Here is a 23,883-nt window from a genome sequence, read left to right as displayed (position 1 = left end):
GATTTCTGATTCACTTGCCCCACTGGACTGCGTCGAGAACGCCCAGCTGTGTGGTCTTGGCAGGAGTGGTGATGGTTCCGGCGCCGTCACGCAGCACAAGCTGCCGCAAGTCCTGGCCAACCGGATCCCATTGAGGAAGCCGCGGGCTGGCCGGTGCACGGCCGTGCGCGAACTCCGTCACCACATCCATAAAGGCGGCGGAAGTTTCACGCTCCTTGGGCCCGTCGCCGAACTTGGCCACATTGGACGGGTGCGCGAAAGTACCGAAGAGGAACGGTGATGTCGACTCGTGGGGCACACCGAAGTACGGCGGTTGTACCGAGTGGGCGTACTCCATGAGGTACAGCGGTGCACGCCGCTCGACCGTCGCACGACGAGTGAAGGCGAGGACGTCGTGGCGGATCAGCGCGTCTCCCCACAGTTCGGTCCACAGCGAGAGCGGATCCGCCGGCCTGCCATCCTGCTTCGCCGAATCCGTGTACACCGCAACGGCATCGGCGACAGTCTCATCGGATATGGGCGTCGCCCCCTGCTCGAGAATGTCACGGAAGGCGGCGCGCAGTGAGGCGGCATCGGTCGGCTGCGGTTGCGGGTCAGGCGCGTTAGGGCCGGTGAAGAACGATCCCTCTGTGCTGGTGTAGATGGAGATGGTGGGGATGTCCGGCATCGGTTGATTGACATCGAAGGCCGGGAGCAGCACCGGATCGAGGACGGGTCCGCGATACTGGCGGCCACTCTTGACCACCCGCTGCGACCTCGGTTGGGCGAACTGGGCGACCCACCAGTCGCGTATCCGGTCCGCCGGTACGTCTTTCAGGTTCTTGACCGATACCCCCTGAGCCGCGGCCAGCGCATCGAACACCGCGGTGGCGTCGGCCGGCGTCAAGCTCAAGTAGGGACTCCACACATGTGCCTGACTGATGCTGATGATTCGGCGCAGCAGCGGCCGCGTCTGTGGATGTAGAGACAACTGCCAGGTGCTGGCACCGCCCGCCGAGGTCCCGACGAGTGTGATGTTCCCCGGGTCGCCACCAAACGCCGTGGCGTTCTCACTAACCCAGCGCAGCAGCGCAATTTGGTCCTGGAGGCCCCAGTTGGTGTGCAGTCCGGTATCGGGGTCTTCGAGGGCGGGGTGACCGCAGAAGCCGAAGGCACCCAGCCGGTAATTGAAGTTCACGACGACAGCACCGGCGCGCTCGGCGAGCGCCGCCCCGTCGTAGACCGGAAGACTGCCCGCTCCCCGAGACCAGCCGCCGCCGTGGATATAGACGATCACGGGCAGCTTCGCTGCCCCATCGACCGTGGGCGTCCATACGTTGGCATACAGTGCGTCTTCCTGACGCACCGGATCACCACCGGCCGGCTGAATGAAGTCCGATCCGAATCTTGTGGTGTCCAAGGTATCTCGCCACGGAACCGGCGGGCGCGGGGACCGGAATCGATTCTCCCCGGTCGGCGGCTGCGCGTAGGGAATGCCCCGGAACACGTGCACCTTGCCGGCAGTTCCCCCACGAATCGCGCCACCGGTCACAGAGACTTGCGGGTCCGCCGCGCTGGCCTGCGAGCCGCAGCCGGCAAGTGCCGCCGCGCCAGCCAACGCAAATGTCGTTCCTAGCAACGCCCGCCGGGTAATCACCTCTCTATCTTCGAGATGGGGCGTCACGCACCAAACAATCGTGAATTCAGTTCGTCAGTTCGGAGGGAATCCGTCAAGTTGACCCCCCTGACACCCGATTGCGCCACCTAATGACTCAGCCTGCAGACAATGATTTGCAGGTCACGGGGTTGTTCATCAATCCGTCATCTCGCATTAGTCCACCACGCTTGGTGTAGTGGGGCACCCGCATAGTCCGTCACTTTGTGTGGTGCCAATACCTGGCCCTCGACGCGACTCTGGCCCATCCTTGGGACGACTCCGAACATCCGCTAACTCATTGAGGTGCTTCAGACATGACATCTGCGACCAAGGCCCAGGCCGCGACCGAACTGTTCGATACGCGGCCCCGCGTCAGCTCGGTCGACGCCATGGCGTCCGTGGCCTCGCATGTATGCCCCGAAGTGCTGCGATCACTGCCGCGCTGCGATCAGCGCGCCAAGGGCGAGGACTACGTCACCGGCCTGCTGAAGGTGCGCGGACGTAAGTCGGCGCGGAACATGGCGGCCTCCATGGGCCAGTCCATGGGCAGAGAAGTGAGCGAGCAGAACCTGCATCACTTCGTGAACAGCTCCACCTGGGACTGGTGGGCGGTGCGCCGGGACCTGACCGCCTACCTCACCAGCGCGTACCACGCGGCCGCATGGGTGGTGACCCCGATGCTCATTCCCAAGGCGGGCGTGCACTCCGTGGGTGTGGACCGACGGTACTGCCCTCGCGCCGGGCGCGCGGTCAACGGCCAGCTCGCCCTCAGTGTGTGGCTTGCCGCCGACGGATTCGCGGTACCGGTGAGCTGGCGGTTGCATTTGTCGCAGCCCTGGCTGGAATCCGCGACCAAGAAGACCAAGACCTCGATCCCCGAGGACTACCCCCTGGAGTCGGTGAGCGGATGCGCGCTGTCGTCGTTCCAGGAATTCCTCAAGGTGGCCCGTCCCTCGAAAGCACCGGTGATCTTCGACCTGCTCGGTGCCAGCGGTGCGGACCTGACACAGCTCTTCGGAACGCTGGCCCATCAGGTGGCGACCACGCGCGTACCCAGCGACCTGCAGCTTCAAGTAGTCGACCCGGCCTTCGCCGGCTACCAGGGGCGCGTCCTGCCCGCCGCGCAGATCGTGCAGGCCACCAAGGGCTCGCGGCGCACCGAGCAGTACGTCTACCAGGGACGCCGACACCTGATCAGCATCGCCAAGGTTCAGCTGGCGGACCCCTCGGCGGTACGGTCACGGACACCGTTGACGCTCGTCGGCATGACGCCGTTGGACCATTCGCGCGCCCGCACCGAACTCTGGTTGACCAACGACCCCGAGTTCTCCACCTCGTCACAGGCACATCAGGTGGCGCTCGCCGATCACGTGCAACAGGGATACCTGCACCTGGCGAACCGCATGGGCATGCAGGACTTCGCGGGACGCTCGTTCACCGGATGGCATCGTCACGCCACGCTCGTGTCCATCGCCGCGGCGGTGGGGTGCCTGGTGTCACCCGGTCTGGCGAGTGAGCAGCGAACCGCGAACTTTCCACAACTTGATGGCGAGCTGCGTGTCCAGGAGCCGCTCGGCATCCTGCCACCCGTCACCCAGTAGTTCGTTCACCCGATCGAGGCGACGCACCACCGTGTTGGGATGGGTGTGCAGGATCTTCGCGGCACGCGTGGGGCTGGCACCAACGGTGAAGTAGACGTCGAGCGTCTGAAGCAGGTCGGTATCGCGGTCTTCGTCGTAGTCGATGACGGGCCCGACCATGGACCTGACGAAACCCTCGACGTCCTGGTGCCGCGAGAGCAGCACTCCCAGAAAGCCCAGTTCATTTGCGGCGGCGGCGGTTCCGAGAGCACCCAGCGCACTCATCGCGTCCATGCAGCGCATCGCGTCCTGATACGTCTCTTCGATGGACTCGACACGATCCGACGGTCCGGCGGCCGACACCGTCACCGGCATGCGTAGGTGTGTGGTTGTTTCGTCCCATACCGCCTGGGCGGTCCGCCCCGGATCCGCTCCCGGAACGAGCAACACCACCACCTCGTCCTGGGTGGTCCGCAGCCCGCGCACACGTGCGGCGAACGACGCAGACCACAGCGATGCGCGATCCAATCCGCCACGTTCGGGCCTGAGGATCACCACGACATGGGGCTGATTGAGGTCCAAAGACAAACGGCGGGCGTAGGTCTGAACCAATCGACTGTCACGCTGGCGGTAATCCAGCACGTCGTGGAGCAGGTCGTCACGCAGCTGGGAAACCGACAACGACATTCGATTGTCACCGCACATGACCACCGCGGCCGTGGTGGTGAGATCCTGGATTTTCAACGGGTACACCGAGACTGGGTCGTCATTCAGGCTCGCGACGGACAGCTCGCCGTGGTAGTCATCACCCACCGTGAGCGCGGTTGTCACGAAGTCTTCCGGATCGGATTCCCATTTATACGAAGCGATCTCGTCGCCGTCGTGCCCGGTCACCCGCATCGCGACACCGAGATGCTCCCCCGCCGTGAGGACAAAGCTATCCATGCCACCGGGACCCGCGCCGGCGTTGAGAAGCCTGGTCCGCAGCTCGAGGCGTTGCTCTAGTTCGCCGATTTGTGCCGTATTGCTGGAGAATTCGTCGGCGCGTGCCAACGCGATACCCGCGAATGAGCAGAGGCTGGCGAAGAGCGATCGCTCGGCACCGGTAAAGCTGCGCACCGTACGTGATCCGACGTAGAGGTTGCCGAAGTGCTGCCCCTCGTGTTCCATCGGCATGACCATCAGACTGTGCACACCTTCGGAGCGCATCGCGGCGTCGCCATCGCTGGCCCGGCTAAACCTGGTGTCGGACGGGTAATCTGTGGTCCATACCGGGCCGTGGCCGGGGCGGTACTGACTCACCAATCCGACGTCGTCGCCAATCGGGAAGTACAGACCCCGGTTGATCGCGGTGGTAGACCCGTCGACATAACGGACGTGGTGCCGCACATCGGGTCCGGAGTCATCGCGTACCGAAATGAACGCGAAGTCGGCGTCGAGCATGATCCGTGCACGTTCTACCAAGATCGTCGATGCCTCGTCGATATCGCGGCAACCAAGCAGCTCGATGGCCACACCCACGAGATTGGACAGTCGGGCCTCCCGCTGGTTCTGCCCTTCGATAAGGCCGTATATGCGTTCGGCGTATCCGCGGGCGCGGTGCAGATCCGCGGCGCTCCACGGGGGCGAGGACTCGCGGGCCATCTCCTTGAGCCGGGCCTCGAAGACATCGGGCGCCGTTCCGGACGCCAACAGTCGCAGCACGGCTAATGCGGTGGGGCCTCCCTCGCGCGCCCCACCAACCTGTATGTCAGTCAATCCCAACTACCCGTCTGCCGTGTGTGCGTGGCAACGGTAAATGTGGGGTACGGCAGCGTCAAGACTCTTGCGCGCGAACAGTTCGCAAAGAATCAGCCTGAACGAAAGTTCGCGCAGGTGGCTTCCTCAGATCTGCCGCGTGGCGGCTGCTTGTGCCAGCTGACCTGCCGCTCCGACGTATGTTACGGGGTCCAACAGTCCATCGATCTCGGCCTCGCTCAACCATGCGATGATCTCCGGTCGGGCAAGACTTGCTTCGCGCAAACTCACGCCGCGTGCGACTGCCTCGTCGACGACCGCAGAGACGAGGGCCCTCGCCGGCCCCTTGCCCAACTGTGCGGACAGCGCCGCCGACAGCCGCTCGGCGGAGGGCTGCCCGCCGAGCAACCCGAGGTTGTCCGACATGCGTTGGGCACGCACCTGCAGGCCGCGGCTCAGATCGACGGCCGTCTGCGCCGCACCGCCGGTGAGGCGCAGACATTCGCGCAGGGCCAACCATTCCGCATGCCAGCCACCGGCAGACCGCTCGTCCTCGCTGAGTAACGAGTTCGTCAGAATGGTGCTGAGTGCCGGAACCTGCAGCGCCGCCGATCTGATCATCGTGGCCAGCACCGGGTTTCGCTTATGCGGCATGGCCGAGGAGACACCGCGACCCGGTGGCGCCGGTTCGAGTACCTCCGCGACCTCGGTGCGGCTCAAGGTCAGCACGTCGATGGCGAACTTGCCCAGAGCGCCCGTCACAAAGGCCGTGGTGCTGCCGATATCGGCGATCGGGGCACGTAACGCGTGCCAGGGCAATCCCGAGGCGGCCAGGCCCGTCCTCCGTGCGAAGGCCGTGTTCAGTGTCTCGACGAATGCCCCGGGATCTGCGCGGTGCGGTCCCGCGTATTCGAGGTATCCGGCCAGGGTGCCGGCGGCACCACCCAGCGAGACCGGAAGTGCACCCGCGACCGCGAGCACGCGTGCGCGCGCCTCCAGGATCAGCTCGCGCCAGCCGGATGCCTTGAGCCCGAACGTTGTCGGAACGGCCTGCACCGCGAGGGTACGGGCGGCCATGACCGTGTCCCTGTGTTCGACGGCCAGGACCGCAAGAGCCTCGGCCACATAGCCCAGATCCGTCGCGATGAGCGCCAGCACCCGCTTGGCCAGCATCATCGCCGCCGTATCAAGGATGTCTTGGCTGGTCGACCCGCGGTGCACATAATCGGTCGCATTCGGATCGATCTCCGCCACCACCCGGGTCAGTTCCTTGATCAGGCCGACGACGGGGTTGGCGGTCTCCCGCGCCGACAATGCCACCGCACGGACGTCGATATCGTGTCCGGCCACGGCCTTGGCGATGACATCCGCCGCGCCCCTGGGCAGAACTCCGATATCTGCCTGCGCGGCTGCCAGCGCGGCCTCCGCGTCGAGCATCGCCTGCAACCACGCGGCATCGGTCAACTCACCCTCGGCGACGGTGCCAGCACTGACCGGCGAGAGAAGTCCGGTCTCCAGGAAACCGCTCACACCAACACTCCGTGATCACCCACATCGGCAACCGGGGTGGGTGCACTGGCCAACGCGGCGCGGGCGATCGCATCGGCATCGCCCAGTGTCACCGAATCCACTCCCGGCCTGATTCCCGCTGCGGTAACCCAGTGCACCGACTCGGTGGGCACCCCGTAGGCGAACCGGCGCGGATGAACCCGACCGTCGGCACCGATCAACCTGTACGGACGCTCGGTGACCGCCAATCCTTTTGTCTGGTAGGCCTTGTGATCATCCGTGGGGATCTCGTACGGGCGGCATTGACCGGTCTCCTGCAAGAAGATCAGCAGGGGGTCACTGCTGCGGCGCAGATCTGGTTCATGCAATCGTGCCTCAATGAGGCTGCGAGTCCTGACAGCCGACCCCGGCACAAGTGGCGACTCGATGACCACGGCCGGGTCATGCGTATCGAAGCGCACCTGCATCTGCGGTCCCACCAGATGCATGACCCCGGCCTCTACCAGGGCGATGATCTCCTCGATCCGCTGGGCCGGCGGGCCAATGGACAGGAAGGCATTCAACGGGGTGTACCAGCTCTCCAACTCGTCGCGATACGACTTGCCGTCCAGCCCGCCATGGTCCACCGCCAGCCGGATCTCATTGCGCAGGTCTCGCAACACATCCAGCGCCGCCTTCACCGGACCGTCGACGTTGCCCTCACGTGCCATCACCACGTCGGCACGCAGATGTTCGAGGATCCATGCGGTGAAATCCTCGGGGCCGCTGAACGCACGGTCACCCCACGGACGGTCGAGATCATCCCATTCCCAGGCGATCTCAAGTAGGTCGTGATCCGACAAGATCGCCGGCAGGTCACCCTCGTCCGCAGCGAGGTACTGCTCGGCGAACTCTTGGACCGGCGCTCCGCGTTGGGTCAAATGCCCTTCGTAATAGACGCATTCCACCTCCCGCGCGATGAGCGGCCAGAGGTCGCGGCGGAACTGCAGGAGACCGCCGAGGCTCTCGCGGAGCGAAGCGATCCGTTCCACGGTGAGCAGACGCGGGAAATAGCGGCCGGAGGAACCCTTCTGGTTCTCCCCGCGTGCGTGGTACGGGATGCCACGCCGAGAGCTGGCGTACAGAATCGGCTCTTGTCCCGAGGGGCGGTACACCAACCGCCCCTCTTCCGTTCCGTGCTCCCGCTCGAACTTTCCACCACGGCCCACCGTCAGCAGAGCCATATAGTCGAAGAAGTTCAGCCCCAGTCCCCGCACAGCCACAGGTTCACCGGGTGTGATGGCGGACAAATCAATATCGGCCGGGTTGGACGGGGTGACGTAGGTCAGTCCATGAATACGGGCGAGGGAAGCGGCACGCGCCTCGCCGGGACGCAAGCCCGCGGGAACATGTCCGACGGCGAGAATGACGGCGCTCAAATCATGCAACCTGGTCCCGTTCTCCAGCCGAACCCCCTGTGGGCCATCGATATCCCCATGAGTGTCCGCCAGTGCCACCGCGCGGGAGCGATGGACGAGGACCGTGACGTGATCGGGCGCCCATCCGACCACCCGCGCGAAACTGTCGCTGAGGTAGTGCCCGTAGAGGGCGCGCGTCGGGTACGAGTTGGACCGCAGCGTACGCGCCTCGGCAATCGCCTTCTCGCCGCTACGTGATGGATCACCGAGCAACGCGAGGCTTTGTGCCCACTCGTAGAGCGTCGGCCCCGGCTCGATGGGCCCCTCGATAGCCACACTGTCGTCGGTGAACACGGTGATTTGCGACGCCACGGTGTTCATCAACAGATGCCAGGACTGATTGGTGCGCCAGACCGATCCGGCTCCCGGCGAGTACGGATCGACAACGTGCACGACGATTCGGTCCGCGCTGGGTGCGTGGCGCTCGTTGGCGCACAGGCGCTCCAACACTGCCAGACCGCGAGGTCCCGCACCGATAATGCAAATCTGTTGGTCCGACATCTACCGCACCCCTACCGCCGACGCCACCGCGGCCAGCCCGAAATCGGTGTCTCCGTGCATCCATGCCAGCTCGTCATGCAGATCGGAATCTCGCATGGCACCCAGCTTCTCGTTGCGCTCGACGGCCGCGTCCCCCGCCGCGTGCCAGATGCCGATGCTGTCCCTGGCCGCCAGCGTCACGTCGGCGGTGCGGTCACGGCGCGCCTCGACATACCTGCTGAACCGGCCCGGGAGGCGGTCTGGATCGGCGCCGATGATCGCGCCGAGAACCACCGCGTCTTCGAGCGCCTGGCTGGCGCCCTGTGCCGCGTAGTGCAGCATGGGATGCGCCGCATCGCCCAGCAGCACCACCCGGCGATCCGACCACTGCCGTACCGGGTCACGATCCACGAGCGACCAGGATCTCCAGTCGTGCCCTAGCTCCAGCAGGCTGCGCGCCGTTCCGCGCAACGGCGCCAACTCACTGCGCACGCGCGCCTCACTCACCGAGACGCCCGAGAACGCCTGCGTGACACCGTCGGTACGACTCGCCGCCAGATTCAGCAGCGAACCGCCCGCGATCGGGTAGGTCACCAGATGGCAGCCGGGTCCGGTCCACCAGGTCACCGAATTGGATTGCAGGCTCTCGTCGACCTTGTCGATGGGCACCGTGGTGCGGTACACCGTGATCCCGGCCACCCGCGGTTCGCCGTCGTCAAGCAGCACCCGGCGGATCGAGGAGTTGATGCCGTCGGCGCCGATGAGACCGTCGCCCCCCACGGTGGTGCCGTCGGCAAGCAATGCCCGTACTCCCTCGCCATCCTGCCGGTATCCAAAGACCTCACTGCGGCTGAGCAATTCGATGCGGCTATCCGAAGCACAGGCGTCAACCAGAATGCGATGCAGCTCGGCGCGATGTACCACCAGGTAGGGGCTGTCGAACCGATGCTGATAGTCCGCACCCAGACTCATGGTGTTGATCAGCCGATCGGCGGTGGCGTCGAAAAGCCGCAGGGAGTCCACCTGGACTCCGATACTCTCGATCTTGTCGCCCACGCCAAGCAGGTTGAGAGCATGTAATCCGTTGGGGGCAAGCTGGATACCGGCACCGATCTCCGTGAACTCGCGCGCCCTCTCCAGGAGAACCACCTCGTTACCCGAGGAGGCGGCACTCAACGCGACGGCAAGTCCACCGATACCACCACCGACCACAATGAGCCGCGACATCAGATAGCCCCCGCGCCGATTCGCGCCGACAGTTCCAGTCGCTTGATCTTCGTGGTAGCGGTCTGCGGAAGCTCATCGAGGCGCAGCTGCAGCGGCGGGGCCATCGGCGGCAACTGCGCCGCCGCAGCATCCCAGGCGTGCAGATTCAGCGGCACATTGTTTTTCGTGCACACGACCGGCTGCGCAAGACCATTCGGACCGGCGACGATGATCACCTCCGAGAGCTCGTCCACCGCGAGGAACAGGCGATCCTCAGCAGCCAGGGTGCTGCCGAAGCCGTCGATGAGATCGACTTCGCGGTCAAGGAGGTGAATGCATCCCCAGCGGGTGCGGTAGCCGACATCGCCCATCCGCCACCAGCCGTCGTCGAGCTGATTGTCGTAGCGGTCCTGCTCCCCCAGGTAGGTACGAATCCGGCCGTCGGTCCGCACCTCGATGTAACCGGGGTTCTCCGAGGACGGCGGCTGCCCATTGCGGGACACGATTCGCACATCCGTCATGCCGGGGAAGGGGTAGCCGACACAACGCCCATCGGAGTCTGCGGACCGGAGGCGGCTGAAGCCGCGCGCGACGATCGGCCCCACCTCACTTTGACCGTAGAGCTGCCCAAAAAGTGGCCGACGGCGTTGGGTGGCCGCCAGCAGGGTGCGCACCGTGCGTGGGTGAATGGCATCGAAGGTGCTGCTGAAGTATTTGACCGAAGCCAGCGGGCGCCGCGGATCGTCGGCCAGCACCTCCCAGTTGATGAATGTGTTCGGATGAGCCTCAAGGATTCCCGGCTTCACACGCAGGAAGATCTCCGCGGCGTGCTCGGGTTCGTCGTCGACGAGTACCACCACGGGGAAGCCGCGTAGCATCGCGATCGCCAGTGCGGTCACCAGGCGCGAATGCACGAAGGACACGTGGATGACCAGGGGTTCGCGGCGGCGTACCAGTGCGGCGACGGCGGCCTGGGGACGGTACCGCGCCTCGAAGGTGAAGTTAGTGTGCACCGCGAGCTTGGGCACCCCGGTGGTACCCGAGGTGTGGGTGATGAGCGCCGGATCGTGCGGGCTGGGGACAAAGGCCGGCGCGGGCGCCGCGGGAGTGAGCGTCGACAGCGTCACGGCCTCTGGGTGCTCGCCTTCGGCGAGCAGGATTCGGGAGGTGATCTCCGTGATCGGCTGTCCGGCCAGGTCGCCCTCGAGCTTCGCGGCGTCCGTCAGCAAGGTCGGGTTGCCGACCCGTCCAATAAGCGTCGCCACTGTCGCGCCGTCCAGCTTGGGGGACAACAGAACTGGAACCGCACCGACACGGGCCGCGGCACAGGCCGCCAGCGTGATGTCGAAACCGTCGGACTTGTGAATTACCAGTTTGTCCCCGGGCGCGACACCGGCCGCTCGCAGCCGCCGCGCGATGTCGTCAACGGCCGTGGCCACCTGGGCGATGGTCGACGTACCCTCCAGCTGCGGGGCCAACGAGGGTCGATGGTCCAAGGTCAACGTGTTGGCAGGGTGCCTACGCGCCGCGCGCTCGAACAGTGAGCCGAGCTTGATACCGCGATTTCCAATGCGCTGCAGAATCATTGGGGTACTCCAGCTTTCTGGGTGGCATGGGCTTCCTCGGTGATGCGCGAGATGGAGTCCACGGTGGCCTGCATATCCGCGCGGAGTTTGTCGCCCCATTCACGGACGAACCGCTTCTTACCCTCTTCGTCGAGGTGCGACATGATTTCGGTAATACCCTCCGTGGGCTTGCCCATCCGGTAGTGGTGCCGCAAGATCGACCCACCCTCGGCGGCGTCGACGAAGTAGCTCCAGACACTCTCCTGCCGTTCTCCGGAACGGTTCAGGATGGACCAGCTGAACTGCTTCGGCGCTTCAGCGGCCACGATCTCACTCTCGGTCTGCCAGCCTCCGCGCACCACCGGTGCCCATGCGACGACATCGGTCGCGCGATTGTTATTGCCGCGAAAGACCGCGCCAACCTGTCCGGGTTCGCCGGATATCCATTGTCCACCAATGCATTCAGGGCTCCACCGACCACTCTCGGGGAGGTCGCTGACCAATGCGTACAGGTCTTCGGGCGATGAGGTGCAGAAGGCGCTGGTTTCGATTTCGAAGAGGCTCACGCATCAAAGGCTGGCACCGGCAACAGGGGGCAGCGATGTATCCGGAGAAGGTCCGTCAAGTTGGTTTTCGGGTCCGTCAAGTCGGTACACCGGTGTGGAGTAAACACCAGGTTGCGGCCGGGAATCAGGCGGGAAGCAGCACCAGCCGGGTGCCGCCCATGACTTCCGTCTCGATACGCCGATGCGCCCGCGCTGTCTCCGAAAAATGCATCAAATCAATGGAATTCGGAGCAATGACGCCACCGGCGAGCAGAACTGCCGCGCGCTGGGCCGCCTCGGCAAGCTGGCGGGTGGACGCCCTGGACATGACAAACCCGCGAATGGACCCACTCTTGCGATACAACGGACCGAGCGGCACCGGCCGCTGGGTCTCCGGGGTTCCGTCGCCCGATATCAGGACGATCCGGCCGTGTGGTGCAAGCAGATCCACCGCCGCGGCGACATCGTTGATGCCCGAGGTATCCAGATAGACGTCGACGGCACCGTGGTGCTTCTTGCTGACCAGCGGCACCCAATCGGAGGTGTAGTCATACACCTCGTGGGCACCGAGTTGCACACATCTATCCAGGCTGCGCCACGATGCCACGGCGATCACCCGCGCGCCCGAACCGGCCGCCAAGGAAACTGCTGCCGACCCTACGTTTCCGCCGGCCCCGACGATCAGCACCGTTTCCCCGGCTCTGATATCCCCGTATTCGACGGTCGCCAGATAGGCGGTTGAAGCGGGGTGCGCCACCGCGACAGCGACCACCGGATCCACATCCGACGGCAGTTCGTACAACCTATCGGCCGGCACGGCGGCAAATTCTGCTGTGGCCCCTTGCCTTCCGTCATATCCAAGGCTGCTGCACCACACCCGCTCACCGGCGTGGAATCCCTCGGATGCCTGGACAACCGTCCCCACCAGGTCGCGCCCCACCACAAACGGCAGCGGAATCGCGGTGGGGTACGAGCCCGAACGCACAAAGGTATCTACCGGGTTGACCGCCACCGCGTCGACCTGGACGAGCACGTCACCGGGAGAGGCCACGGGTTCGGGAAGCGTGCCGTACTGGATGTTTTCGGCTGGTCCCCGCTGCTCGATATAGGCGGCGCGCATACGCACATCTTGCGGTAAGCCCGCTGCGCTCACAATGTGACGGATTAGGTTGCCAATGCTTGCAATTCACGACCCGTTGATCGGCAGTGGCGTGCGCGGCACCCCGGGGGTTCCGAGCCTGCCGGCGACCCAGGGAAAGGCCTGTGCAAACGCCTCCTGCGCATATGCCCAGTCATGGTTGCCGGTGCGCCGCACCACCGCGCAGTCGATGCCCGCGGGCAGTGCCGCCTCACACAGTCGACTCGCCGCGACCGGACCGGTGAGCTGCTCCTGGCCCGCCCTGATCTTCGCGGTCGTCGATACGTCGAGCCAACCCGCCACATCCTGGTATCGACGATGACCGTGTATCGCCGAGAGCGTGTCGAACAGCGCCCACCGCTTCTCATCACCACCGTAGAGCCGCTCCACAGTCTGATCCTTGGTGCCCGCGTTCGGAGTGAGGTCACCGGCCATGTCGACGAAGGCATGGAACAGTTCCGGGTGCGTAATGACCAAGTCCGCCGCGCACGTTCCGCCCATCGACCAGCCGACGACACCCCAATTGTCGGGGCCCGGGCTCGTCCCGAACTCCGAATTCACATACGGGATAACTTCTTTGGTGACGTGTTCGGCGACGTTTCCGCGTGGTCCATCTACGCATTCGGTGTCGTTGTTGAAGGTACCGCCGGTGTCGACGAAGACCAGCACCGGGGTGACGCCGTCATGAGATTGCGCGAAACGGTCCATGGCCGCGGCCGCGTTGCCCTGGCGTACCCAGTCGGCCGGAGTCGACCATGCGCCGGAGATCATGACTATCGCAGGAAGTTTCGGGGGCGCGGGCTGCGCGAACCAGGCGGGCGGCAGATAGACATACTCGGTTCGGTGTTGGAATCCAGAGACCTCAGCCGGGATATCGACCGGAACAACACGTCCGGTTTCGGTGGCACCCTTGCCTTTCAGATCCTGTACCGCCGCCAGCTCGGCCTCGTCGGGTAACGGCCCAGCGGTCACCGCGGCCCACGCCAAACGCAGCGTGTCGTAGTAGTCGATCCACTGATTGAGCACGGTCAGCGCCGCGACAAGACACAGCGGCACCGCAAGGACCATCGCACCCCGGCGTATCCATTGCGCCGGCATCCAGCCGGCGATCAGGACAACCAATGCCACTGCGGCGAAACCGATCCAGATCCACAGCATGAGCGGTGGCGGGTTGTCCGCCATTCCTTGCGAGGTGATGTACCAGTACGCCAGCGCGCCCACACTCGTACCGCATATGGCGGCACTGGGCACCCATACCCGCAGCCAGCTCCGGGGTCTGCGGTAGAGACCGACCACCACGGCCAGCGCCGCCAGGACCTGAATCGTCACCGGGAGCCAGCCATGGATGAGCGAAGGGCCCGAGTAGAGCGGATTGTTCCGCGCGTACGCAGGCAGCTCGGCCAATACCCAGGTCCCCGACGGCGGCACGCCCTGATTGTCCGTGGGGTTCCTGAAAGGAGGTCCCGCGCATTCTGGGGAATCGCTGGGAATCGTCGTATTCGGGTCAACACGCTCGGAAAGGTGACGGACAACGCCGCTGTTGGTTGCCGCTGACCCCACGCCCCGCCAATAGTGCAGAAATGACGCGGGTTGTCCTGATCGTGTTGTGTGCACTGCAGGTCACCATGCAGCTCTACGTGTGGATTCCGATTCACGACGCCGTATCGGCGTCCTATGACGGACAGAACATGACGCCCGCACTCTCCGCGGCGCTGTTCGGCTACGCCGCGGGCTTTCTGCTGTTCGGTCCGATCACCGATCGATTCGGTCGTCGGCGAGTGCTGATCGCCGGTGTGTTGGTGATGGCCGTCCTCACCTTTCTGGTGCCCGTCGCCCCCACACCCGCGCTGTTCGGAGTGCTGCGAGTGCTGCAGGGATTCGCCGGCGGAGCGTTCTCACCGTCCGCGCTGAGCTATCTCGGGGAGGCTCTGCCCCGGAGGACAGCGACCACGGCGATCGGCGCGGTGTCCACCGCGTATCTGATGGCCGGGGTGCTCGGGCAGGTGCTGGCCTCCCTCATCACCGAGGCATGGGGATGGCAGTGGTTGTTCTGGGTGAGTGCGGCCGGGCTCGCGCTCAATGTCGGTCCGCTGGCACTCGTCATGCGCGAGAAGCACGGCGGGGATCCCTCGGCGCGGGTGGTTTCCGGTTTCGCCGCGCAAGTCCGCCTGCTCACTCGCCGGGATATCACGGTGCCGCTGGCGGCGGTGTTCGTGCTGATGCTGTCGTTCGTCGCGATGTACACGAGCCTGGCGAATCAGCTCGTCGACGAACTGCGGCTGCCGGAGTCCACCGTCACGACCATTCGGCTGGCGGGCATTCCCGGAATGCTGGTGGCGCCGTTCGTCGGGTCGTGGGTGGGCAAGGTCGGCACCGAAACCGGGGCGCTGGTGGGGTACGTGCTGGCAGCGGTGGGTTTAGCGGTCGAGGCCCTGGGGGCCGATTCGGTTCCGGTCATCGTCGTCGGCAGCAATATCTTTGTCGCCGGTATCGCCATCGCGTCGACGGCGATGGTCACCATGTTCGGTGATCGGGCGGCTCCCCGGCGCGGTGCCGGTACTGCCCTGTACGGCTTCACCGTCTTTCTCGGCGCCAGCTCGGCGCCCTACCTCGCGCACGCCCTCGGATTCCGGCCGCTGCTCGGGGCGCTGGTGGCCGCGCTGATCGGCGGAGCGGTACTCGTCGCGAGCACGCGACGTGCATCGGGGCCGGTCAAGGGGATGGTGGACACTGGCACTCAGCGCAGTCCGCTACCATGACCGACGGAGGATTCGCCTAGTGGCCTATGGCGCTCGCCTGGAACGCGGGTTGGGTTAATAGCCCTCAGGGGTTCAAATCCCCTATCCTCCGCCACTGCAGGACCGCATCAAGGAGGGCAATGGCTGCCGGACGCCGGACGGCGACCACCGTTCTGACCAGCAGCCATGCCGCTCTCTCCTTGATCGCGGGACTGCTTTTTTTCTTCTTCGTGCTGCCCCGCTGGCCCGAACTGAACGGTGCCACCGGCCACGCCGTCGGTACCGGGCTGCGTATCCTCGCCGGCCTACTGCTGGCGGCCGCGGGTGTCCCGGCGCTGCTCTCCTGGCGGAGCAGTCGCCAGCCTGAGTTCGCGACGCCACAGCTGGCGCTCACGCTGCGCGCGGCCGCCTTCACCGGCCATTTCCTTGCCGGGGCCCTCATCCTCGGAACCGCGCTCGCCGAGATCTGGCTGAACCTGGACCGGTTCGGCATCTGGGAATTCGGGGTGTACGGCGCGGCGGCGGCCATCGGAGTACTGGCCTTCGCGGCGTATCACCTGGCGTTTGTGGCCGAGTCCCCGGAAAAAGAGCGTAAGCCCCGTCCGGTCAAGAAGAAGGCCACCGAGGTCGCGGAACCCGGCACGGGCACCGACGACACCACGACGGCCGACGAGACCCCTGCCGAGGATTCTGAAGACTCCGTGGCGACGGAGGCAGCGGAGTCACCTGCCGACGAAACCGCAGAGGGCACCAGGAATACAGACGACGAGGAAGCGCCCGAACCGGCGCGCGGTCTCCGGAACCGTCGCACCCGCAAGTCCTAGGTCACGTCCTTACCCTGAGCGGACAAGACGAGTACCGAACCATCTTTGGGCGCGAACGCCTTGACCTCCCACCCGCCCTTGGCGGTGTTGGTGGACAACATCCGGTCGAGTTCGTCGCTGCGTTCGAACTGCGCGGAGGAGGACACACCAGTATCGAGCGTCTTCCACAGACGAGGCCTGACGGCAAGCGCCATGCTGGAGCGGAAGGGCGCTATGTACGCGGCCAACTGCTGCGGCGGCATTTCGATGATCGCATCGACCCAATACGTGGTGTTCGGACCGGGCAAGGGCTCATCGCCGAAGAAGCCCTGCACCCATTCACCGGTCACCGGTTTCGGTAGCTTCGGGAAACGCTGCTCCAGCGGTGCGGAGTCATAGCGAATCGGCGATGCTCCGGTCTTTTGCGGCGTGTAGGAGGTCTGGGTGGAATTGGGTTCGTCCCATGACGAACAGCCACCCACCGCGAGCAGCGCAATGACACAGGTCGCCGCCCAACGCTTCATTCCTGCACGGTACCGGCACGCCACGATGTGGTTGCGAGTATCCAGATCGCCACCACAAAGAACAGCAACGGATAGAGGGCAGAGTCAAAGACCCTTTCCGCGCGCGACATCTGCGCGATCACGGCGTCCCACGCGGTGATGTAGGAACCGAAATCGGGGTCTATCCGCATCGCGCGGACGTACAGCACCAGGTACCACCACATGGACACGGCCGCTGCGGCGATGGCCGTGATCGCGGTCCACTGCCACCGCTGAACACCACGGGTGATCAGAATCTGGTTGACCAACAACACCAGTAGCGGCACCGTCCACACCCAGTGATGCCCCCACGCCAACGGAGAGACAACACAGCCGACCATGCCCACCACCGTGACCGCCAGCAGCTCCCGACCATTCCGGTGCGCCCGCCGTGCGGCGGCCATCCCCAGCAGCGCAGCCGCGCCCGCGAGGAGGACCCACAGCCACGTTGGCATGGGTTGCGGCGTATAGATATTCGATAACGCACCGCCGATTGATGCATTGGCGGGATGATCCAGAGAGCCGATGTGGCCGGTGGTTCGCACGGCACCCAGCCAGTAGTCGGACGAATCCGACGGCAGCACAATCCATCCCAGCGCCACGGTGCCCACCGCCGTCACCATCCCCGTCACCGCGGCCCGCCACTGACGGGAAATCAGCAGGTAAGGAACGAAGATGATCGCCGTGAGTTTGACTCCCGAAGCGACACCCACCGACCAGCCGCGCCACCGCGCACCCTCGGGCCGGGTGAGGTCCCAGATGATGAGCGCGGCCAACACCACATTGACCTGCCCCTGCCACAGCGTTCCATGGATTGGCTGAACATCCCAGGCCACCAAGTTCATTCCTACACAGGCAACAGCCAGGCGACCATCGGCCGAGAATCCGAGAACCCGCCAGCAGCGCCAAATAATGGCGAAGAGCGCTCCCAGATTCACCAGGAACCAGATGACCTTTGCGGTGCCCAGCGGAACGAATCCCAATGGGGCGAAAAGCAACCCCGCGAACGGCGTATACGTGAACCATCCCGCATCCGGAATCTCCGTGGCATACAACGGCTCACCGTGCAGAACCCGCAGACCGCCGAACCGGTAGGTCATGAGATCGCCGCCGTTGCTGAACAATCCGAAGCTGTTGGGGGCGTTCAGCGGAATCAGCCAATGCTGCACCAGCACCGCCAGGACCCCGGCCGCCAGCCAAGCGCCGGCCGCCCGCCACGACATACTACGGACCGTCACTAGTGCTTCCTATCGGTATCCCTGGATGGCTGAACGCGTTTCGGTTCTCCCGGCATCTTCGGGTAGTTCGGCGGATAAGGCATATCGCCCAGTCCATTCGCCTCGTCCCGTTCTACCATCTCAAGCAGCGGCTCGATCGATTGCGGCGCATCGTCCATATCCGCCATGGGGTCTGGACGTTTCCGCAGCAGCACCGGCACGGTCGCGATGGTGAAGTCATCGGGCTCGGCGTCGACGAGTTCTTCCCACGTCAACGGGGTGGAAACAGTGGCGATTGGGGTGCGCCGCACCGAATAGGCCGATGCCATGGTGCGATCACGCGCGTTCTGGTTGAAATCGATGAAGATGCGCTCGCCGCGTTCCTCCTTCCACCACGACGTGGTCACCCGCTCAGGTGCACGACGTTCCACCTCGCGGGCCAGCGCGATACCGGCACGACGCACCTCGATGAAATCCCAACGGGGCTCGATGCGCAGATAGATGTGGATGCCGCGGCCCCCGGAGGTTTTCGGATAGGCAATGAACCCCAGCTCGTCGAGCAGCGGACGCAGCACGTCGAGCGCCACCGACTTGGCTTCGTCGAATCCGGTCCCCGGCTGCGGGTCCAGATCGATACGCAGTTCATCAGGGTGATCCAGATCGGGATATCGCACCTGCCACGGATGCAGCGTCACCGTGCCCATCTGCGCTGCCCACACGATGGCAGCGGGCGTGGTCACCCGCAGGACCTCGGCGGTGCGGCCCGAGGGGAAAGTCACCTCGCAGCTGTCCAGGTAATCGGGATAGTGCTTGGGCAGCCGCTTTTGGTAGATCTCCTCGCCGTCGATGCCGTCGGGGAAGCGCTGCAGGTGGGTGGGGCGGTCGCGCACCGCGTTCATCATCGGGCCCAGTGCCACGGTCCGGTAGTACTCGGCGAGGTGACGCTTGGTGCCGCCATCGGGGCCCAACTGGGGAAAGTACACCTTGTCAGGGCTGCTCAGCCGGACGGCGATACCGTCGACATCCAGTTCCTCGGCGGGCGTGGGCATTACCGTCATCATATGGGAATGGACCTGCCCGTCATGCCTCCAATCGCTCCAATGCTTGCGAAACCTGTCGCAAAAATCCCGGGCGATGCGTCGTATGAGCCCAAATGGGACGGGTTCAGGTCGATCGTCTTTCGTGACGGCAATGACGTAGAGCTGGGCAGCCGCAATGAAAAACCGCTGACCCGATACTTCCCCGAGCTGGTTACTGCCGTTCTGGCTGAGCTGCCCGAGCGCTGCGTGATCGACGGCGAGATCGTGATCGCCACCGAGTCCGGGCTGGACTTCGAGGCGCTCCAACAGCGGATTCACCCGGCGGATTCACGTGTGCGGCTACTGGCCGAGCAGACGCCCGCCTCGTTCATCGCATTCGATCTGCTCGCGTTGGGCAACGCGGACTACACCGGGCGGCCTTTCAGCGAGCGCCGTTCCGCACTGACCGAAGCCCTGTCCAAGGCCGGCACCTCTATTCATCTCACCCCCGCCACCACCGATCAGACCCTCGCGCAGCGCTGGTTCGAGGAGTTCGAGGGCGCCGGTACCGACGGTCTCATCGCGAAACCGTTGGCCATCGCCTACCAGCCCAACAAGCGAGTGATGTTCAAGATCAAACCCGAGCGGACCGCCGATTGCGTGGTGGCCGGGTATCGGGTTCACAAGTCGGGCGATGATGCCCTTGGGTCACTGCTGCTTGGTCTGTATCAGGACGACGGTGCATTGGCTTCGGTCGGCGTGATCGGTGCGTTCCCGATGGCCGAACGCAAGCGGCTCTTCCAGGAACTGCAACCGCTCGTCACCTCCCTCGACGATCACCCCTGGAACTGGGCGGCCCACGAGTCCGGTGAACGCACACCGCAGAAGAACGCGGGTTCTCGCTGGAATGCCGGCAAGGATCTGTCCTTTGTCGCGCTGCGTCCCGAGCGGGTGGTGGAGGTCCGCTATGACCATATGGAGGGCGTGCGGTTTCGCCACACCGCGCAATTCAACCGCTGGCGCCCGGATCGCGATCCTCATTCGTGCACCTACGACCAGCTGGAACGGCCAATCGCGTTCAGTCTCAACGAGATTGTTCCGGGCCTGGTGTGACGGGTGCCGGTCGATTCGCGCCGAGCCCATCGGGCGACCTGCATATAGGCAATCTGCGCACCGCGTTGTTGGCGTGGCTGCTGGCGCGATCGACAGGGCGCCGGTTCCTCATGCGGGTGGAAGACCTGGATACCCGCACCAGCACCGCCGTGGCGCAACGCCAGCTGGCCGATCTCGCCGCGATCGGCCTGGAGTGGGATGAACCCGTGGTGTGGCAGAGCGATCGGACCAGCGCCTACAGCGAGGTGCTCGACGCGCTGAACTCCCGCGGCCTGTTATACGAATGCTATTGCAGCAGAAAAGATATCGCCCAAGCGCCGACGGCACCGCATGCCCCGCCCGGCGCATATCCAGGCACCTGCCGCGACTTGTCCGAATCCGAACGTGCACAGCGCCGTGTGGGCCGCGCCGAACGCCCGCCCGCGCTGCGGCTACGTACGGAGAACTCCACCCTCACCGTGTCGGACACAGTGCACGGTGAGTACACGGGCCTGGTCGACGATTTCGTGGTGCGCCGCGGTGACGGCGTGACCGCCTACAACGTCGCGGTGGTGGTCGACGATCACGCGCAGGGCATCGACCAGGTAGTCCGCGGCGACGACCTGCTGGCCTCCGCGCCCAGGCAGGCCTACCTGGGCGCGCTGCTGGGTTACCCGGCACCGAGCTACACCCACGTCCCGCTGGTTCTCAACACCGCGGGCGCACGGCTGGCCAAACGCGATGGCGCGGTAACCATCGCCGATGTGGGTGCGCAACGGGCATTCGGCGTAATCGGCGAATCGCTCGGATACGAGGCCATTGACGCCGCCGACCTACTGGGCCAGTTCGACGCGGGGCGCATCCCGCGCGACCCGTGGATATACCCGCACTGATCCGAAGCAGCCTGGTTGGCACGGATTCGTGTTAGCCTCCCGCGGTGTTTCGTGCCGTCGCGCTCGCACTTCTGGCACTACTGGCAGTAGCCGGTTGCGGAGGCCCGGCACAGGAGACGCTGCGGGTCGGCACTGAGGGGGTCTATGCGCCCTTCAGCTTCCATGACGAGCGCACCGGAGAGCTGACCGGATACGACGTGGATGTGGCTCGCGCTGTCGGCGAGAAATTGGGCCGCCCGGTGGAGTTCGTCGAGATCCCGTGGGACGCGATCTTCGCCGGATTGGACTCCGAGCGATTCGACGTCGTCGCCAATCAGGTGACGATCACCCCGGAGCGTAAGACCAAGTACGACCTGTCCGAGCCGTACGCGGTGGGCGAGGGCGTGATCGTTACCCGGGCCGACGACAACACCATTCACACCTTGGCGGATGTCCGCGGCAAGGTGGCTGCCGAGAATGCGACAAGCAACTGGTCGCAGATCGCCCGCGACGCCGGAGCCCGCGTGGAGACCGTGGAGGGCTTCACGCAATCGATCACGCTGTTGAGCCAGGGCCGGGTCGATGTCGTCATCAACGACAGCATCGCCGTCTACGCCTACTTGGCCAGCACCGGAGACCCCGCGGTGAAAATCGCGGGGACCACCGGTGAACGCAGCGAGCAGGGGTTCGCGGCACGAAAGAACAGCGGCCTGCTGCCCGAGTTGGACAAGGCGCTGGATCAGCTGTCGGCCGACGGAACATTGACCCGCATTTCCGAGAAGTACCTCAAGGCCGATGCCAGCGGCACCCAGAAACCACAACCGGGCCAGGGGAATTCCGGCCCGGGCAGGTCCGATACCCAGCTGGTTCTGGACAACCTCTGGCCGATGGCGCGCGCCATGCTCACGGTCACCCTTCCGCTGACCGCCATCAGCTTCACGATCGGGCTGGTCATCGCCCTCGGGGTGGCGCTGGCCCGCATGTCCGATCGTCGCGTGCTCTCCGGCCTGGCCCGGATCTACATCTCGATCGTCCGCGGCACACCACTGCTACTTCAGCTGTTTCTGATCTTCTTCGCGCTGCCCGAATTCGGACTGAAGATCAGTCCATTTCCCGCCGCGGTCATCGCATTCAGCCTCAACGTCGGCGGCTATGCCGCCGAAATCATTCGGTCGTCGATCCTGAGCATCCCCCGAGGACAGTGGGAGGCCGCCTCAAGCCTGGGCATGAGTTACAGCACCACGTTGTGGCGCATCGTTATTCCGCAAGCCAACCGCGTCGCGGTACCCCCGTTGTCCAACACGTTGATCTCTCTGGTGAAGGACACCTCACTGGCGTCGGCGATTCTGGTGACCGATGTGATGCGCACGGCGCAGGTGGCCGCCGCGCCGACATTTCAGTTCTTCACGCTCTACGTCACCGCCGGGGTCTACTACTGGATCGTCTGTATGGCGATGTCGGTGGTGCAGGACAGGCTGGAGGAACGCTTGGCGAAGTCTGTTGCGCGCTAGGCGATACTCACCGGAAGATCGGCGAGCCCGCGCAGCGTGACATTGGGCTTGTAGCTGGGCTCACCGGCCAGCCGCGCGTTAGGGAACCGCGCCGTGATCGAGCTCAACGCCAGCTTGGCCTCCAACCGGGCCAACGGAGCACCCAGACAAAAGTGTGGTCCGTGCCCGAAGGCCAGGTGTTTGATCTCGCCTCGGTCGGGATCGAAGACGTCCAGATCGGGGCCGATCTCCGGATCGCGTTGCGCGGCAGCAATCATCAGCAGCACCCACTCCCCGCTGGGAAACGTAGAGCCTCGAACATCCATGTCGCCGTCGGCGACCCGCGCCACCATGTGCACTGGCGGGTCGTAGCGCAGCGTCTCCTCGATGACCCGTGGCGCACGCTCAGCATTCTGCCCCAACATTTTCCATTGCTTGGGATCGCGCAGCATGGCCAATGACGCGTTGGCGATCAGGTTGACGGTGGTCTCGTGTCCGGCAATGAGCAGCAGCGTGCACGTGGAGATGATTTCTTCCTCGGTGAGCTGATCGCCGGCCTCCTTCACCTGGATCAGAGCCGACAGCAGATCGTCGCCAAGATTGCGCCGACGGGCGGCGATGAGATCGGCGAAGTAGTCCCACATCCAATGGGCGGCCTGGAATCGTTCGTCCATGTTGGCGGGCGCCTGACCGGTCAACGCGAAAACCGGGTCCAACCCCTGGGCGAGCAGCGCGGAGGCTCTGCCGAATTCGGGCTCGTCTTCGATCGGCACCCCGAGCATTCGGCAGATCACCGCGACGGGCAGCGGATAAGCGAAATCCGTGACCAGGTTGAAGGAGCCGCGCTGGGCGATGTCTTCCAGAAGCCGGTCCACGAGGTCCTGAATATCTTCGGCCATCGCATTGATCACTTTGGGCGCGAAAGCCTTTGACGCCAGCTTGCGTAGCCGGGTGTGATCGGGGGCGTCCAGCCCCAAGAACGAGGGCCTGGCGATCAGGTTGGGATTCTGCGCCAGCTGTCGCTGGACAATCTTCGACTTGCGGCGATCCGAGGACGCCTGTGGGTGGCGCAACACGGCGTTGCAGTCCGCGAAGGTCGCCAGCACGCTCACCGCCATACCCGGCGGGTGGACCGGACCGGGCTGCGTCTGCTCGACCAGCTGGCTGTAGACCGGGTAAGGGTTGGCACGATTGGCCGGGTCGAGCACCTGAAGCAAGAGCGTGCCCGGGTCGGTCGTAGTAGGCATGTGTCCAGTG

General features: G+C 64.9%; 19 protein-coding genes and 1 tRNA gene. 7 read left to right on the top strand and 13 right to left on the bottom strand.

Annotation, left to right across the window (positions count from 1 at the left end):
- Positions 1-10: 10 nt before the first annotated feature.
- On the bottom strand, positions 11-1,636 hold the full coding sequence (locus DSM43276_RS01215) for a carboxylesterase/lipase family protein (RefSeq protein WP_078330379.1): 1,626 nt from the start codon (positions 1,634-1,636) through the stop codon (positions 11-13).
- Positions 1,637-1,950: 314 nt separating this feature from the next.
- On the opposite strand from DSM43276_RS01215, the gene DSM43276_RS01210 reads away from it, so the two are divergent.
- On the top strand, positions 1,951-3,237 hold the full coding sequence (locus tag DSM43276_RS01210; RefSeq protein WP_078330378.1) for an IS701 family transposase: 1,287 nt from the start codon (positions 1,951-1,953) through the stop codon (positions 3,235-3,237).
- Here DSM43276_RS01210 and DSM43276_RS01205 read toward each other — a convergent pair.
- From DSM43276_RS01205 to DSM43276_RS01170, 8 genes are all read right to left on the bottom strand, one after another.
- Positions 3,133-4,860 (bottom strand): helix-turn-helix domain-containing protein, encoded by a 1,728-nt coding sequence (locus DSM43276_RS01205; RefSeq protein WP_078330393.1) that lies wholly within the window; start codon positions 4,858-4,860, stop codon positions 3,133-3,135. The two genes, DSM43276_RS01210 and DSM43276_RS01205, sit on opposite strands and share 105 nt — an antisense overlap.
- A gap of 240 nt (positions 4,861-5,100) precedes the next feature.
- Positions 5,101-6,483 carry a lyase family protein gene (locus DSM43276_RS01200; RefSeq protein WP_078330377.1) on the bottom strand — a complete coding sequence of 461 codons (1,383 nt, stop codon included), beginning with the start codon at positions 6,481-6,483 and terminating at the stop codon, positions 5,101-5,103.
- On the bottom strand, positions 6,480-8,420 hold the full coding sequence (locus DSM43276_RS01195) for an FAD/NAD(P)-binding protein (protein WP_078330376.1): 1,941 nt from the start codon (positions 8,418-8,420) through the stop codon (positions 6,480-6,482). The genes DSM43276_RS01200 and DSM43276_RS01195 overlap by 4 nt, the downstream gene beginning before the upstream one ends.
- Complete coding sequence (locus DSM43276_RS01190) at positions 8,421-9,626, bottom strand: FAD-dependent monooxygenase (protein WP_078330375.1); 1,206 nt, start codon at positions 9,624-9,626, stop codon at positions 8,421-8,423. It abuts the gene before it with no gap.
- Entirely contained in the window at positions 9,626-11,191 is a 1,566-nt protein-coding gene (locus DSM43276_RS01185; RefSeq protein ID WP_078330374.1) for an AMP-binding protein, read from the bottom strand. The genes DSM43276_RS01190 and DSM43276_RS01185 overlap by 1 nt, the downstream gene beginning before the upstream one ends.
- A complete protein-coding gene (locus DSM43276_RS01180; RefSeq protein ID WP_078330373.1) occupies positions 11,188-11,736 on the bottom strand; it encodes an SRPBCC family protein in 549 nt (182 codons plus the stop codon). Before DSM43276_RS01180 ends, DSM43276_RS01185 begins: the two co-directional genes overlap by 4 nt.
- Positions 11,737-11,860: 124 nt before the next feature.
- Positions 11,861-12,835, bottom strand: coding sequence for an NADPH:quinone reductase (locus DSM43276_RS01175; protein ID WP_078330372.1), 975 nt, complete (start codon positions 12,833-12,835; stop codon positions 11,861-11,863).
- A 66-nt stretch (positions 12,836-12,901) separates the two neighbouring features.
- A complete protein-coding gene (locus DSM43276_RS01170; RefSeq protein WP_234803065.1) occupies positions 12,902-14,281 on the bottom strand; it encodes an alpha/beta hydrolase in 1,380 nt (459 codons plus the stop codon).
- 152 nt (positions 14,282-14,433) lie between these two features.
- Here DSM43276_RS01170 and DSM43276_RS01165 point away from each other — a divergent pair, with 152 nt between their 5' ends.
- The 3 genes from DSM43276_RS01165 to lucA all read left to right on the top strand — a co-directional run bounded on the left by DSM43276_RS01165 (position 14,434) and on the right by lucA (position 16,415).
- Positions 14,434-15,612: an MFS transporter gene (locus tag DSM43276_RS01165; RefSeq protein ID WP_078330371.1), complete on the top strand. Its 1,179-nt coding sequence runs from the start codon at positions 14,434-14,436 to the stop codon at positions 15,610-15,612.
- A gap of 5 nt (positions 15,613-15,617) precedes the next feature.
- Positions 15,618-15,706: transfer RNA gene (locus DSM43276_RS01160), tRNA-Ser, on the top strand.
- Positions 15,707-15,731: 25 nt separating this feature from the next.
- Positions 15,732-16,415, top strand: coding sequence for a lipid uptake coordinator LucA (lucA, locus tag DSM43276_RS01155; RefSeq protein ID WP_078330370.1), 684 nt, complete (start codon positions 15,732-15,734; stop codon positions 16,413-16,415).
- Here lucA and DSM43276_RS01150 read toward each other — a convergent pair.
- The 3 genes from DSM43276_RS01150 to ligD are packed head-to-tail and all read right to left on the bottom strand — an operon-like array spanning position 16,412 to position 19,202.
- Positions 16,412-16,918 carry a hypothetical protein gene (locus tag DSM43276_RS01150; RefSeq protein ID WP_078330369.1) on the bottom strand — a complete coding sequence of 169 codons (507 nt, stop codon included), beginning with the start codon at positions 16,916-16,918 and terminating at the stop codon, positions 16,412-16,414. The genes lucA and DSM43276_RS01150 overlap by 4 nt on opposite strands.
- A complete protein-coding gene (locus tag DSM43276_RS01145) occupies positions 16,915-18,174 on the bottom strand; it encodes a glycosyltransferase 87 family protein (protein ID WP_078330368.1) in 1,260 nt (419 codons plus the stop codon). Before DSM43276_RS01145 ends, DSM43276_RS01150 begins: the two co-directional genes overlap by 4 nt.
- Entirely contained in the window at positions 18,174-19,202 is a 1,029-nt protein-coding gene (gene ligD / locus DSM43276_RS01140) for a non-homologous end-joining DNA ligase (RefSeq protein WP_078330391.1), read from the bottom strand. The genes DSM43276_RS01145 and ligD overlap by 1 nt, the downstream gene beginning before the upstream one ends.
- An 18-nt stretch (positions 19,203-19,220) precedes the next feature.
- Between ligD and DSM43276_RS01135 the strand changes: the two genes are divergently transcribed.
- The 3 genes from DSM43276_RS01135 to DSM43276_RS01125 are packed head-to-tail and all read left to right on the top strand — an operon-like array spanning position 19,221 to position 22,647.
- Complete coding sequence (locus DSM43276_RS01135) at positions 19,221-20,285, top strand: ATP-dependent DNA ligase (RefSeq protein WP_078330390.1); 1,065 nt, start codon at positions 19,221-19,223, stop codon at positions 20,283-20,285.
- Positions 20,282-21,157 carry a tRNA glutamyl-Q(34) synthetase GluQRS gene (gene gluQRS, locus DSM43276_RS01130; protein ID WP_078330367.1) on the top strand — a complete coding sequence of 292 codons (876 nt, stop codon included), beginning with the start codon at positions 20,282-20,284 and terminating at the stop codon, positions 21,155-21,157. Before DSM43276_RS01135 ends, gluQRS begins: the two co-directional genes overlap by 4 nt.
- Positions 21,158-21,201: 44 nt before the next feature.
- Positions 21,202-22,647, top strand: coding sequence for an ABC transporter permease subunit (locus tag DSM43276_RS01125; protein WP_078330366.1), 1,446 nt, complete (start codon positions 21,202-21,204; stop codon positions 22,645-22,647).
- Here the strand turns inward: DSM43276_RS01125 and DSM43276_RS01120 are convergent.
- Complete coding sequence (locus tag DSM43276_RS01120; protein ID WP_078330365.1) at positions 22,644-23,873, bottom strand: cytochrome P450; 1,230 nt, start codon at positions 23,871-23,873, stop codon at positions 22,644-22,646. The genes DSM43276_RS01125 and DSM43276_RS01120 overlap by 4 nt on opposite strands.
- Positions 23,874-23,883: the final 10 nt, after the last annotated feature.

This window comes from Mycobacteroides salmoniphilum (genome assembly GCF_004924335.1).
In the GTDB taxonomy this organism is placed as follows: domain Bacteria; phylum Actinomycetota; class Actinomycetes; order Mycobacteriales; family Mycobacteriaceae; genus Mycobacterium; species Mycobacterium salmoniphilum.
The sequence above is the reverse complement of the archived record's forward strand: the minus strand, read 5'-3'. Positions and strand labels throughout refer to the sequence as shown.